The 14793-nt window shown below is 41.4% G+C and carries 11 protein-coding genes; 7 read left to right on the plus strand and 4 right to left on the minus strand.

Annotation, left to right across the window (positions count from 1 at the left end):
- Nucleotides 1–275: 275 nt before the first annotated feature.
- Together ACRRS0_RS09950 and ACRRS0_RS09955 are read left to right on the plus strand one after the other, a co-directional pair.
- Nucleotides 276–2414, plus strand: a complete 2139-nt coding sequence (locus ACRRS0_RS09950) for an alpha-amylase (protein WP_432453363.1) — start codon at nt 276–278, stop codon at nt 2412–2414.
- A 968-nt stretch (nt 2415–3382) separates the two neighbouring features.
- Nucleotides 3383–5362, plus strand: a complete 1980-nt coding sequence (locus tag ACRRS0_RS09955) for a HAMP domain-containing methyl-accepting chemotaxis protein (RefSeq protein ID WP_432453362.1) — start codon at nt 3383–3385, stop codon at nt 5360–5362.
- A gap of 247 nt (nt 5363–5609) precedes the next feature.
- On the opposite strand, the gene ACRRS0_RS09960 is transcribed toward ACRRS0_RS09955, so the two are convergent.
- Nucleotides 5610–6494, minus strand: coding sequence for a mechanosensitive ion channel family protein (locus ACRRS0_RS09960; RefSeq protein ID WP_432453361.1), 885 nt, complete (start codon nt 6492–6494; stop codon nt 5610–5612).
- Between the two features lie 163 nt (nt 6495–6657).
- Between ACRRS0_RS09960 and ACRRS0_RS09965 the strand changes: the two genes are divergently transcribed.
- From ACRRS0_RS09965 to msrA, 3 genes are all read left to right on the plus strand, one after another.
- Nucleotides 6658–7497: a mechanosensitive ion channel family protein gene (locus tag ACRRS0_RS09965; RefSeq protein WP_432453360.1), complete on the plus strand. Its 840-nt coding sequence runs from the start codon at nt 6658–6660 to the stop codon at nt 7495–7497.
- Nucleotides 7498–7787: 290 nt separating this feature from the next.
- Complete coding sequence (glnS, locus tag ACRRS0_RS09970) at nt 7788–9452, plus strand: glutamine--tRNA ligase (RefSeq protein WP_432453359.1); 1665 nt, start codon at nt 7788–7790, stop codon at nt 9450–9452.
- Nucleotides 9453–9500: 48 nt separating this feature from the next.
- Nucleotides 9501–10136: a peptide-methionine (S)-S-oxide reductase MsrA gene (gene msrA, locus ACRRS0_RS09975; protein WP_432453358.1), complete on the plus strand. Its 636-nt coding sequence runs from the start codon at nt 9501–9503 to the stop codon at nt 10134–10136.
- Between the two features lie 392 nt (nt 10137–10528).
- Here msrA and ACRRS0_RS09980 read toward each other — a convergent pair whose 3' ends face one another.
- The gene (locus ACRRS0_RS09980; RefSeq protein ID WP_432453357.1) at nt 10529–10756 is read right to left on the minus strand and encodes a hypothetical protein; all 228 of its coding nucleotides are present in this window, start codon (nt 10754–10756) and stop codon (nt 10529–10531) included.
- Between the two features lie 287 nt (nt 10757–11043).
- Entirely contained in the window at nt 11044–11613 is a 570-nt protein-coding gene (locus ACRRS0_RS09985; RefSeq protein ID WP_432453356.1) for an LON peptidase substrate-binding domain-containing protein, read from the minus strand.
- 565 nt (nt 11614–12178) lie between these two features.
- On the opposite strand from ACRRS0_RS09985, the gene ACRRS0_RS09990 reads away from it, so the two are divergent.
- Complete coding sequence (locus ACRRS0_RS09990) at nt 12179–12361, plus strand: hypothetical protein (protein WP_432453355.1); 183 nt, start codon at nt 12179–12181, stop codon at nt 12359–12361.
- Here the strand turns inward: ACRRS0_RS09990 and ACRRS0_RS09995 are convergent.
- Nucleotides 12358–13143 (minus strand): J domain-containing protein, encoded by a 786-nt coding sequence (locus ACRRS0_RS09995; protein WP_432453354.1) that lies wholly within the window; start codon nt 13141–13143, stop codon nt 12358–12360. The two genes, ACRRS0_RS09990 and ACRRS0_RS09995, sit on opposite strands and share 4 nt — an antisense overlap.
- Before the next feature lie 504 nt (nt 13144–13647).
- Here ACRRS0_RS09995 and ACRRS0_RS10000 point away from each other — a divergent pair.
- Nucleotides 13648–14754 (plus strand): phosphoribosylaminoimidazolesuccinocarboxamide synthase, encoded by a 1107-nt coding sequence (locus tag ACRRS0_RS10000; protein WP_432453353.1) that lies wholly within the window; start codon nt 13648–13650, stop codon nt 14752–14754.
- The last annotated feature ends 39 nt before the right edge of the window (nt 14755–14793 follow it).

Consider the following 14793-nt stretch of genomic DNA (forward strand, 5'->3'; position numbering starts at 1 on the left):
TATGCTCATTAGGTAAATTAGACGACCAAATCAGCATAATTAAGACTGTTCATCATAAAACAACATGCTAGGTGCAGCAAGGGGCTGCACCGAATCAATGCGTGATTATTCGCGAACTTGCTGTTTTGCCAAATGAAAGCGCTGTCAGTCATAAAATTAGCAAATAATCGTGCTTTGTTAGTGAAAACTTAACTAGCTTTTGTTTTCATCACTGTTATTGACGGAAAATAGGCCTTTGCAGCTTGTTTTTAGTGCTAAAACGCCAAGGAGTTTGGATGAAAGGTTTTAAATTAGGTCTAATCAGCGCTGCCTTAGTCATGTCCGCAGGTTCGGCGAACGTATCAGCGGCAATGATTAAAAGTCCCCTTTACTTGAATTACGCTGACAGTGGTGTGAATGCCGCACAACGTTTAAAGTTTTCAGGTAAAAGTCGCTATAAGATCACGCTACCGTTTGAAAAAGGCATTTACAAAATTCAAGTTTCAGACCAAGGGCAAAGTTGTGGACTTCGTTTTGGGCCAGAAGATGGTAGCAAGTTTGCTTTTTCTAAGCCTCTAGCGCTGAACGCATGCGCTAATGACCGTTATTTTGAGTTGAATATTCGCTTCGCGGGAAATTATGAACTGATTTTAGATAACTCACAAAGCGACAAACCAACGCTACAAGTGGCGCGTAAGGCCAAGGCCTCAAGTTTTAAACGTAGCCCCCCTGCAGTTGACTGCATTCAGTGGGACGGGCAGCCAATTACGGTTGATGTAAGTTCTACTTTTAATAACGGTCAATTGGTGAAAGATTTTTATTCGGGCCAAACTCAGACGGTGATGAATGGTCAAGTGAGTATGCAGCCCGACCCCGCCAGCGGGGGACTGCTGTTATTAGAAGCTGCAGATGGCAAAGCCAGTGAGTTTTCTTGGGACAATGCTAGCGTTTATTTCATTATGACCGATCGTTTCAATAATGGGGATACGAGTAACGACTTTCCTTTTCATCGTAAAGCAGACGGCAAGCAAGAAGCCGGTACTTTTCAAGGTGGAGACTTTAGCGGCATCACTGCCAAACTGGATTACATCAAAGATCTTGGGATGAACGCAATTTGGGTCACTCCCATTGTTGAGCAAATTCATGGCTTTATTGGTGGAGGCGATCACGGTCGTTTTCCTTTTTATGGCTACCATGGTTATTGGGCCTTAGATTTTACCAAGATAGATCCGAACCTCGGCAGCGAACAAGATTTTGGACGTTTCGTTGATGAAGCTCATAAACGAGGTATTCGCGTGCTGGTTGATGTCGTCATGAATCATGTTGGCTACCCCACGCTGGATGATATGCAAACTATGGGTATTGATGCCTTAGCGCCCCATGCGCCAGTACCTAAGCAATGGACCGATTGGCAGCCAGATTTGAGCAAGGGCCAAAATTGGTATCGCTACACTAATTTTATTCGTTGGAGCTCTAGTGAATGGGTCGATAAATGGTGGGGCCCGGATTGGGTTCGTAGCGGTATGGCGGGTTATACGGCGCCAGGGGGGGATGATATCACGATGAACTTGTCTGGGCTGCCGGATTTAATCACCGAAGGAACCAAGTCGGTGAGTTTGCCACCATTTCTTAAACATAAAAAAGATACCAAAGCCGTCGAACGTGAAGGTTATACGGTGTCGGACTACTTGATTGAATGGCATACCAATTGGGTTCGTGACTATGGTGTTGATGGCTTTAGAGCGGATACAGTGAAGCATGTTGAGCCCGAGGTTTGGGGTAAACTCAAGCAAGCTGGAGTTGAAGCTTTGGCCGATTGGAAAGCCAAACACCCGGATAAAAAATTAGACGACAAACCCTTTTGGATGGTCGGTGAAGTTTGGCATCATGGGGCCTATAAAGATTTTTATTTTGATAATGGCATGGATAGTTTAATTAACTTCGAATATGGCGGTGGTAAAGCGGCGCTGAAAGGGGCGCAATGTCTTCCCCAAAACGAAGGTATCTATGCTAGTTACGCGAAAGAGATTAATCGAGACCCTAACTATAACTTGCTCACCTATATCAGTTCACATGATACCAAGTTGTTCTATTCCAATTATGAAGATTTAACGCTACAGGCTGGGGCCGGAACGGCCTTGATGATGATGCCCGGTGGTGTACAGCTTTACTATGGAGATGAGAGTGCCCGCCCACGAGGGCCTCAATCAGATGCCTTTGATGCTCCCACGCGCTCATTTATGAACTGGCAGCAAATTACTAAAGAAGCGGATCGACAAGCGTTACTGAAACACTGGCAAACGCTGGGGCAATTCAGGAAACGTCACGTAGCCATTGGTGCAGGAGAACACCATAAGATAAGTGATAAACCCTATGCATTTAGCCGCAGCAAGGGGAATGATAAGGTTGTAGTGGTGTTTGCGGGGCTTCAGTAGTCACTCTCACTTAGATTTGACAAAAGGCGGCTCAATTGAGCCGCCTTTTTTATTTAAAATAACTCATTAAACGCGCAGCCATTGCTTGACTCGTTGTTACCTCTTAAAAAGATATCATGTCACAGTCGCAATCTCGTTTGTAAGAGGATGCGCTGCTTGCGATTACGACGAGCTTACTAAAATTATGATGCAGCTAAGCACGATGCTTGGGTTTAGCGAAGTCTATTGCTTGTCTTTCTTTCAGAAGGAGACTGGAGCGTTTACATGGCAGTCGAAAAGCCTGATAAATAGTTAAGGAGTATTTATTGTTGGCTATCATTCAATAAAGTTTGGATATCTTCAAATTTCAGTTTCTTCTTCTCGTTCGTCATAAGTGAACTTATATCAATTGTTTTGCTTATCCAGTCATTTTTTCCAGTTATTAATTCGTTTGACAATGAAGATATGTTTTTTTTGGCAAGAGTTGATTATGCAAACTACGCTTTAGGTTTTACACCTACTAAGACAAGCGCTTGAATATTATTTGAATACGGATCGTTCAATAATTAAACAGGTGAAGCATTGGTTTTATATCCGCACCGCTTTAAATGGAGTCAATATGTTTATATTTTTTAAAAATGTACTCGTGTCATCGCTCTGGTATTAACCACTGTATTTTGTATGAGTATGTTTGCTCGCTCTTAATGTCAGAGTGAAATTGTGAATATTTTCGCTCAACTTCCGCTTAAACATTACTCATTTTTACTCTCAAAATCAGTGAGTTAACCGCGCATCTTTGAATAACGGATGACTATAGAGTTGTGCCGTTCGATGAATAAGCACTCATGCTTTTGTCCTGCTATTCATGTGCTGCTGGGGAAGTGCTACTTATTGTTAATTACGGTGTGGTGTTTCATTTAATGACCAAATGATTATTAAAAGGGATGAGAGTTTATTACTCTATATGTCAATAAAAATGGAGTTATATCGTGTTTGGATTTTCAAAAAAATTATATTTAGGTTTTTCGGTGGTGCTTATTCTTCTCTGTGTCGTGGGAAGCAGCGCTTATTTTGCCCTAATGAATGCGTCATCGGGATTTGAAGATTACCGATCTTTGGCTAGAGCCACTAATGCTGTCAGCCGTATTCAGGCCAATATGCTGATGGTGCGAATGAATGTGAAAGATTTTATTACGACCTCGGCCCAAAAAGATAAAGATGAGTTTGAATCGTATTGGCAGAAAACACAAAACTATATGAATGAGGCAAAAGGCATTATTTCTGACCCTAAACGTATTGGGGTTATTAAGGATATTGATGGTTTGCTCAATGAATATAAAGCAGGTTTTTCACAGGTTGTTGTTCTTAAGGAACAAAGAAATGCACTGGTTAAAAATGTTTTAGATAGCAATGGTCCTTCAATTGAAAAGACACTGACTAAAATACTAATGTCAGCAGCAGCTGAAGAAGATATGCATGTTGCACATAAAACTGCATTAGCGACTCGCAGTTTATTATTGGCTCGATTATATGTTGTAAAATTTTTGATTTCTAATGAGCAATCTGATGTTGATCGAGTACATAAAGAGTTTTCTGATATAGATATGGAAATCAATGAGTTGGCTGATTCTTTGCAGGGTCAAGTACAGATGGAACTACTTAAGGATGCACAAAAAAGTATCAGCGAATATGAAAAAGTTTTTGATGAGGTTGTTCAGGCAATAGCTGATCGTAATGTAATTATTAATGGCACACTAAATCGAATTGGTCCAGTGGTTGCAAAAATGACAGAAGATCTAAAACTGTCGATTAAGAAAGATCAAGACATCCTTGGTCCTCAATTGCAAGAAAGTAATCATAGTGCAGTCGTTATTATCGAGAGCATTGTGGCTGTTGCTTTAATATTTGGTATTGCTATTGCCTTCTTTATTACTCGTTCGACAATGAATAGTTTAGGTGGTGATCCGTTATTGGTCACAAATATTGTTAGGCGTGTTGCCGAGGGGGATTTAGCGGTTGATTTACCCAGTCATAATGAACTCGATACTAGCTTGTATGCTGGTGTACGTATCATGGTTAAAAGTTTGCAAGATAAAGCAGTTCTTGCTCAGAAAATAGCTGATGGGGACCTCTCTTCTAAGATTGTGTTAGCGTCTGATAAAGATGTATTAGGCCTTGCTTTGCAAGAAATGGTACAGAACTTAAATGATATCTTAAGTGAGATCCAAAGCTCGGGAGATCAAATTGCAGCTGGCAGTGCAGAGGTCTCGAGTGTAAGTCAGTCACTTGCACAGGGGGCTACAATACAAAAAGATAGCTTACAAACCATTTCTGTAGCATTAGAGCAGTTGTCAACACAAACAGGCTTAAACGCAAATGGCGCCAATGATGCTCGAAAATTAGCTGAGACGGCTCAGCAAGCGGTATCTGATGGACAGAATCATATGAAAGAGATGGTTGAAGCGATGAATGAGATTAAGGAAGCGGGTGAAAGTATCGCCGTGTTTATCCAAACTATTGATGGCATCGCAGAGCAAACAAATCTACTCGCTTTAAATGCAGCGATAGAAGCGGCACGAGCAGGAGAGCAAGGTAGAGGGTTCGCAGTTGTTGCCGATGAAGTGAGAGGGTTAGCTTCGAGAAGTACGCAAGCGGCATCAGAAACAGCTAAATTGATACAATTATCATCAAATAAAACACTCAACGGTGTTGTGATTGCAGAAAAAACAGAGAAAGCACTGCTCGCTGTGTTTAGTGGTATTAACGAGACCACTGATTTGGTGGCCGGCATTGCTGCGGCCAGCAATGAACAAGCACTTGCGGTTGATGAAGTAACCCAATCAATTGCATCGGTTGGAGATGTTGTTGATCAAAATGCAGCAGCTTCGGTTGAAGGAGCCGCAGCAGCCGAAGAGTTAAGCGGTCAAAGTATTGCGATGAAAGAGGCATTGGCCCATTTCACCTTATAATAGATGATGGGAATAAAACGAATAGAATAAAATGGGTGCTCTTCTTAGTAGGTTTGAGAGCACTCATCATTCTGTGTTCGCTAATTTTGATTAGATGTTTAGGATATCATCCAGACGTCTATCAAAGTGAATTGCCAGTTGAGGCAATGTTATATTTCATTTCGGAATTGGCATTGTCTATTTACTGCAATTTAATATGCCTGCATAAAGAAGCTTAAGAAGCTGCTTTAATCAGGTAACTCCGCTTTTATATGACATGATTATCGATACTTTTTTTACGACTTAATGTTAGCTCGCCATCGATGTGGATGTCTCGCTGTGGGAAAGCAATTACAATATTTTGTTCTGCAAATAGTTCATCGATCCGAAAGCGGATTTCACTGCTTACCTGTCTAAGTTGCCCTTCCATGTTGGCGTCCATCCAGAAGTACACGATAAACGCTAAAGCATTGTCACCAAAATCATTAAATATCACCGTTGGTGCGGGGGTCGTCAGCACTGAAGTTTGTTCTTTTACTGCTTGTTCTATCAGTTGAGCGACTTTTCGGCAAGGAGAGCCATAGGCTACGCCAATGCTAATTGAAGTGCGAGTTTTGTTGTCAATGAGAGTCCAATTAACCACGGTATTTTCAAGTAATTTACTATTCGGAATAAGCAAGTGGACGCCATCAGTGCGTCGGATCCGAGTGGAGCGGGTATTGATGGCCTCTACATTCCCTTTTACATTATCGACTTCCAAAAAATCACCAATTTTAATCGGTCTCTCCCACATTAATATCCAACCGCTTATAAAGTTATTGATGATATTCTGAGCACCAAAACCGACGCCAATTGCAACCGCACCAGAGAGAAAGGCAAAAGCAGTAATCGGGACATTGATCAAATCTAGAGTGGTGATCCCCATGACTAATATACCGAGTACATAGGTGATGCGAGTGACTAAATGAATTAAATCAGGGGCGACTTTTTGCCGAGTCATGCGATTTGTGAGTAGCTTTACAATGGTTCTAAGGGATAAATACCCAACGAATAACAAACAAGGAATGATGAGCAAGTCACCAGCACTAATTGCTTTGTCTTGAATGTGGAATATAGGTGTCTTCAGTAAGCTTGCTAAACTGTCAATGGTCACGGACTATCCTTGTGAAAAATTTGTAGCCGCGTCGGGACGGCCTTTGCCTGTATCTAGCAGCATCTATAAATCAAAGTTAACTTGTAATCAATTGTGTCTAGTTTAAATAAGATGCTAGAGTTGTGAATTAATTTTTACTGCGTGAATGAGTCAGTATTGTGTTATGAACTATTTAAGTCAATTTGTCCAAAATAAACTAGTGCTAACCGTTGGGGTGATTCTTTTTACCTTCCTGGTCAAATTTGTTGCTGTTAAATTGATAGATAAACAGCAAAAAAATAATGGTAAGGACCATCGAGACCTGATTAGTAACGTTAAAAATTTTCTTATTTTCATATTAGTCTTATTGCTATTCAATTTATGGGCTGGCGAATTGCAAAAATTTGCATTTTCTTTAGCGGCATTTGCAGTTGCGATAGTGCTAGCAACCAAAGAGTTTATTCAATGCATCATTGGTTTTTTCTATCTGATGTCAACTCGTCCCTTTCGGGCGGGGGAGTGGATCCAAGTTGATAACACTGTAGGGGAGGTTTCCCAATTGGATTGGATAAAAACCACAGTATTGGAAATTAATATCAATACTTATCAATACACAGGTAAAACCCTGTTTATTCCCAATAATAAATTAATTACCAGCACAATCAAAAACTTAAACTTTATGAAGCGTTATGCGGTGCATCATTTTGTGCTGGTGCGAGATACCATGATTAACCCTTTTAGTTTTGTTGCTCAATTGGCTGAAAATGCTGAAAGCTACTGTAATGACTTTGAAGACGTCGCAGCTCGTTACAACCAGTCTATCGAGCGAAAAATGGGGGGCGCAATCGTTGGGCCGAAACCGCAATTGGAAGTTGGCACCACTGAACTTGGTTATATGAAAATAGAGTTTACAGTGTTTTGTCCGACCGAAAAGGCAATGGAAATAGAGCAACAACTAACTGCTGATTTCATGCGTTTATGTTTGGCTGAGCAACAAAAACTAGGAGAAGTTTTGGCTAAATAAGAGGCCGCTTTTATAAAGCCTATTGAGATAGCGGGTCTTACTATCGATTGAAAGCCCTTTGTTGGGCTTTTTGTCTATGTGTGGTCGAGCACATCATAAGGGATGTGTTTATGCAGGGGGCTCTGCGGAGTCAAAACACTCAAAACAGACACATAGCGGTAAATCGTCGCTTTTATTCGCGCTTTGCGATGATCTTTTCAACGCTTAGTTGATGGTCGCTTGTACTAAGTTAAAGAATCAGGGATTATACGGAATTATTTTGTATGAACTGTTTTTATAGGTAGGCTGGTATGAGTGAGGCGGAAAATCGCCCTAGCAATTTCATTCGTCATATTATTGATGAAGATCTTAAGTCAGGAAAACACACTAGCGTTCATACGCGTTTTCCTCCAGAGCCAAATGGCTATTTACACATCGGCCATGCGAAGTCGATCTGTTTAAATTTTGGAATTGCTCAGGATTACCATGGCGCGTGTAATCTACGTTTTGACGACACGAACCCAGAAAAAGAAGATATCGATTACGTTAACTCGATCCAGCAAGACGTTAAGTGGCTAGGATTCGACTGGGATGGCGAGGTTCGTTATTCATCAAATTACTTTGACCAGTTGTATGGCTATGCGCTAGAGCTGATTGAAAAAGGCTTGGCTTATGTTTGTTTCTTAAACGGAGATGAAGCTCGGGAATATCGTGGCACCTTGAACAAGCCAGGGAAGAACAGCCCATATCGTGATACTTCGGTTGAAGAAAATTTAAGTCTGTTCGAAAAAATGCGCGCTGGTGGATTTAAAGAAGGCGAGTGTTCATTGCGAGCCAAGATCGATATGAGTTCATCGTTCATGTGTATGCGAGATCCGATCATTTATCGAATTCGTTTTGCTCACCACCATCAAACGGCAGATAAATGGTGCATCTACCCGATGTACGATTTTACGCATTGTATTTCTGATGCTATCGAAGGCATCACTCATTCGCTATGTACCTTAGAATTTCAAGACAATCGTCGTTTATACGATTGGGTATTAGAGAATATTACGATTGATAGCATTCCACATCAGTATGAATTTTCACGTTTAAATCTCGAATATACCGTGATGTCTAAGCGCAAGCTAAATACCTTGGTGACAGACCATCATGTAAATGGTTGGAATGACCCTCGTATGTTAACTATTGCTGGCTTACGTCGCCGTGGTTATACCTCAGCTTCTATTGTCGAGTTCTGTAAACGGATTGGTGTCACTAAGATGGAAAACATGGTTGAGATGCCAATGTTGGAAGCTTGTATTCGTGAAGACCTCAATACCAATGCACCTCGAGCGATGGCAGTATTGGATCCGATTAAAGTGGTGATTGAAAATTACCCAGAAAATCAAACTGAGAATTTGCTTGCACCAATTCATCCAAGCGAAGATCGGGGAGAGCGAGTCGTTCCATTTAGTCGAGAACTATATATTGAAGCGGAAGATTTCCGCGAAGAAGCCAATAAGAAATTTAAACGTTTAGTCTTGGGTAAAGAAGTTCGCTTACGTAACGCTTATATGATCAAAGCAGAGCGTTGTGACAAAGACGCAGACGGCAAAGTGACCACGGTTTATTGTAGTTACGATGACACGACGTTAGGTAAAAATCCGGCTGATGGACGCAAGCCTAAAGGGGTGATCCATTGGGTTTCTGCAAAACATGCTAAACCGGCTGAGATCCGTCTTTATGATCGTTTATTCACGGTGCCAAATCCTGCTGCGGAAGAGGATTTCACCAAAGTACTAAATCCTGAGTCCTTGGTCGTTAAAAAGGCTTTTGTAGAACCGAGTTTAATTGATGCGGTTGCCGAACAAGCCTACCAATTTGAACGTCAAGGTTATTTTTGTGCTGATAATGTTGATTCCAGTCGCGAGCATTTAGTGTTTAATCGCACCGTGGGTTTGCGGGATACTTGGGCTAAAACCGGTGAGTAATGCTTTTTGTCAGCTTACAACTCTCAATGATTTGAAGGAATTCTGTCGATGGGCAAGAACCAAATAGTTAGCCAAGCGGATGCCTTAAAAGGCCGAGAAGAGGCGATTTGCTTAGATGGCATTCATGCAGTAAACGGGAGTGATTACCTTGCTGGCGTTTCTAATGGCTTGAGCGAAGCCTATTTTGCTTTGGGTTGTTTTTGGGGCGCCGAGCGTTTGTTTTGGCAACAGCAGGGGGTGGTGTCCACAGCGGTTGGTTACGCGGGGGGCTACACGCCTAATCCTAGCTATGACGAAGTCTGTACTGGGTTAACTGCGCATGCTGAAGCCGTGCGAGTCATTTATGACCCAACGGTGATTACTTATCAAGCGCTGTTAACTTGTTTTTTTGAGCAGCATGATCCCACTCAGGGAATGCGCCAAGGTGGTGATGTTGGCAGCCAATATCGTTCGATGATTTTTACTTTGAGTCGCGAACAGGCAGCACTTGCGGAGCAAGCGCAACGAAGCTACCAGCAGGCATTGAACAGCAAGGGCTTGGCGAAGGCAATTAGTACTGAAATTGTTGAGTTTGATAAATTTTATTATGCTGAGTCAGAACATCAGCAGTATTTGCACAAGAACCCTAATGGCTATTGTGGTTTGGGTGGTTTAGGGGTTTGCCTACCGCCTTGGCTGCAATAAGACTTTGTTGGTTTAAAAAAGCAGCGTATACGCTGCTTTTTTTATTAGCGATGAGGTTAATACCAATCTGAGTACTTATATGATTAATTTATTGCGCAGAATAAATCTGTCGATAACAAGGCATGCAACGCAGTAACTGGTGGCTCTAATTACAAGATACATTACGCAGTTAGCGCTGATTTAGATCCGCAAGAATGAACCGATAATGAGTTAGATTGGTATCAATCGAACTGTCGGAGAGTTATTTATTTTTAGTGGATATTCGCGACGTTATTCAGCTGATTCACCGAGAAATTTAATTTATGAGTGAGAGTACAAGGCGAGCTTTCGGGCTTAAGGCGACCAAATAAAACGATAGACAAAGGGGAGTAAGAACTCCCCTGTGCTTTGGACTAGCCGCGCAGTTTTAAGATACTAATTTGGTGGTTAATACCAAACTGTTCGGCTGCCTGTTTAAATCCGAGCTCCAAGCTTTCAAAACTCAAGCTTGATGTAAACTCCATACACAAAATGTCGCGTTCTTGCTCGATATTCCATAATACGGCTTCATCGGCAGTGGCACTTTGGAGTAATGGTAGAGCTTGGGTAATTGCTGCGCAAATTTTTGCTTTATATCTCATGAATCACCTTTAGGAAAGTAAACTTCGCAGACGGTCTACTTTCTAACATCTAGATATTAATCATTCCAAGGGTAATAGGGTGTAAGCAAATCAGGGCTTTTGCCCTGATAACAGACTTCCGCAAACACGCCTGTCATCATCCATGACTGAATTATAATAAAGCAATTTGCCATTTAAGGCTGTGTAAAAGTTCGCAAATTATAATCAAAATGACACGATTGACTATTTCTTGAGCGTGATGACCTTTTTTTGTGACTGTAGGTCGATGATGTAGAACTGAAACTAAGCTAATCTTCGTCGATGTCAATTTCTGGAAGTAAGTGTAAAACTAAATTACTCAGAGTAGGAAAGTTATTTTCTTTTAAAATTTGGTTCTTTGCGGTGGTTGAAAATGGTAATAGTTCTAGCCAGCGTAATACCACCCAGCGTGGATCATCATAGTCGAGATAATCTGGATGTTGTTTGTAGATTGGATGACGTTCAAGCACTTCTTTGAGTTTGCTTGTCATTCGTTGATTGTTTATTGCCTCCGAGCTGTCTTCCCACTCGGGGATTTTTAGAATGAGTCCACTAAGAAGGTTATCGTCAGCTTGGCTGATATCGGTGATAGAAACACGTTCGATAGCCTGAATGGAAATGCCTAACATCCCATCTTTTAACTGTTCAAAATCTTCGATAAGACAGAGTACACCGATGTCATTATCGGTGTTGTTGTGAGTTGGTTGGCATAATACAAATCCCTGTTGATTTTCACTTGCTAAGGCGACTAAGCGGAGATAACGAGGTTCAAAAATCCGCAGTTTACTTCGTCCGCCGGGCAGCATAAAAAGAGCTAAAGGGAATAAGGGTAGTCGCATAGTTCACCTAAATGGGGCTTGGCTTATTTGGTGCCTGTTGAGCTTTATGTTTTGGGTCAGGGGCAACGCGAGGTTGTCGCGATGCATATCGTTTAATCAGTTAAGCACACATATTGTAACTTTTCCTTGAAAGAATAAGAAACGAGTTTTCTACCGCACCGTTATTACTTGGATGTTTTCCTCGGTGAAAAAACGATGAAATCCTTGTATCAACTAGGTTCACCGAGATATTTGGAATAAAATGAGTGACAGAGGAGTCATGTTGGCAAGGCTATTTTTGTTCAGGCATTGCAAATAGTCTGCCGGCTCATCTTATGCTTAATAAGTAGGGGGTCTTCCCAAGTTCGCAGTAAAGGTGATTTGATATGTTTTACAATGAGAGATTTACGCCATAGCTAATGTCTGGTTTCCGAGATGAGGTCTAACTTGGAATGCGAGTATGTCATTGACTAAGAAATTGTATTTATGGGTATTATGAGATTTAAATAGTGTTTTGAGTATTTGTTTGTTCAATTTAATAATTCTTAGAGTTATTATTCTAAGGTCTATTGAGAGAGAGCCAATTATGCAACAGATCCATCGAGAGTTTGATCAGTTACTATCTCCGCTCGAACAACTTCAATCGCTGTGTGATAGATTACCTGATGCAGAACTAAGATCGCAGTTAATCAAACAAATTGCTTCAATCAGAGAGCAAAATGAACAAGCTAAACAAGAGCTATGTTCGCTGTTAAATCGTAATTCCTAGTGGTTGATATCTATCTGCATATCAATGTCCATAAATGGATCTTCTACTATAAATAGGTCTTCTAGTAGTACGTTATCCATGTTTATCGTTCCCTCGTAGAGGCTTGCCATTGACTGTATTTGATGCTGGGTTAAAAACTGGCGTTGTTCCTGAGTTAAACGACCAAGTTGGTCGGCGGTTAATAATTGGCTGATAAGCTGTTTGCTCTGTTCAAAATCTGTTTGTAAATACTGTTGGCGGGCTGAGCTAAGGCGCAGTTTCTGCTTCAGCTCCCATAGCTTGTAAGAGTTGTCCAAGGCATTGTCGGTCTGTGCGAGGGGGGGCATTGCTTGCTTGCTTGGGGAGATATCTGCCAAGGAGGGGGGCGTTTGGGGAACATCAGCTGCTTGACTGGTGTACCAAGCCCACGCCAAAGCAACATTCATCAGAATTAATAATGCCACTAATAGTGGCATGGTGACTCTTTTTAAAGCCTTGTTTTCTTTTTCTTGTTGCCGTTTAGCGATGGCAATACTGAGCTTTTGAATCGCAAACTGCTGTTGATGAATCGTTTTTTTTAAACTCTGGATCAGTTGTTTATCTTGTTGATTGACCGCTAGACTTAATTGCAGAGCCCCTTCACCTAAGATCAATTTGTGATAACTATTTTGGATCATCACCATTAGCGCCGCCGAACCACCTTTATCGGGGTGGCAACGCATCGCCAATTGCTTATATCGCGTTTTAATTTGTTGCTCGTCGGCATCTTCATTTAAAGCAAAAAGCTGGAAGTGAGTAGTCATTTAGCGTGTAACAATTCCTTTTATACAGGCTATTAGAATACAAAGTTTTGTTGTGCTTGTCTTAATATTTAAATGTGTTGTTACTGAGGATTGATTTGTCGATATTCTCATATTTATGACGAATGACTTGCGGAACTGGTGTTTATCATTTATTGCTGAAGCCATGAACCAATGGGCAATGCTGGTTGCATTCACGTCAAACCTTGTGCTTTGGCTTTATGCTCACTGATGTTGACAGATCCTTCGTCGGGGAGGAGAGGCGAGCCAGTTAGTGCTGATTTATTCGGCGTTGTTGGTGATTCATTTTGGTTGGCACACGTCAACGAGCCTGCCTTGTCTAAATATACAACAGCTCGCCGCAAAAACACGGATCAAAGTTTAACAGGCTCTAGTAGTTGCCACACTTTCTGGTAAAATCTTTGCGCAAATAATCGTTCCCTGTAAAACGCTCATCCTAATTACGGTTAGCGTCGCGTTTTCACTTTCTAAATAGGACTGTTTACCATGAGCCTCGCTGATAAAGTATTAGCAGTGAATAACGATCTTCCCATACGCACCGATAGCCCCGTTCACAGCGGTAAAGTTCGCTCGGTTTATTGGTTGACTGACGCCGATAGCAAACGGTTAATTTTAGAGAAGGGCTATGATGTTGCGCCTGACACTCCATTAGCGATTATGGTGATCAGTGATCGCATTTCTGCTTTCGACTGCATATGGCATGGCGAAGAGGGTCTCAAGGGCGTACCTGGCAAAGGGGCTGCTTTAAACGCTATTTCTAATTATTGGTTTAAGTTATTTAAACAACAGGGATTGGCCGATAGTCATATTTTGGATATTCCGCATCCCTTTGTTTGGATAGTGCAAAAAGCACGTCCAGTGATGATCGAAGCGATCTGTCGCCAATACATTACCGGGTCAATGTGGCGAGCCTACGAAAAAGGTGAACGAAACTTCTGTGGTATCAAATTACCCGAAGGCTTAAAACGCGATCAGAAGTTGCCAGAATTGCTGATTACCCCTTCGACTAAAGGCATTCTTAAAGGGATCCCTGGGGTGCCTGAAGCGGATGATGTGAATGTAACACGGCAAAATATTGCAGATAATTTTAGCGCCTTTAAGTTTCAATCGGCCGATGACATTAGTGTTTATGAAAACTTATTAAAACAAGGGTTTCAGCTGATTAGTCAAGCATTAAGCGAGGTTGATCAAGTGTTTGTTGATACCAAGTTTGAGTTTGGTTATGTGACGGATGCCGATGGAAACGATAAGTTGATCTATATGGATGAGGTTGGGACGCCAGATTCATCGCGGATCTGGGATGGCCCAGAATATCGCCAAGGAAAGGTTGTAGAAAATTCGAAAGAAGACTTCCGTCAAACGCTGTTAAATTATTTCCCCGACCCCGACATTTTGTTAAATAAAAATCGCATGGATGAACGTGAAGCCTTAGCGCGAGATAATAGTTTGCCTGTAGAGGTATTAATGAAGATCTCTAGTACTTATATTGGTATTGCTGAAAAAATTACCGGAAGTGAGATTGTGATAGGCGATAATCCTAAACAAGAGGTGATTGATATTTTGCGTAAAGAATATGACTTGATTGTCGATTAACTTTCTCTTCTCCTTCGACGCCAAATTATACTGGTGTTG

The sequence above is a fragment of the Agarivorans sp. QJM3NY_29 genome (assembly GCF_050870835.2).
In the GTDB taxonomy this organism is placed as follows: Bacteria; Pseudomonadota; Gammaproteobacteria; order Enterobacterales; family Celerinatantimonadaceae; genus Agarivorans.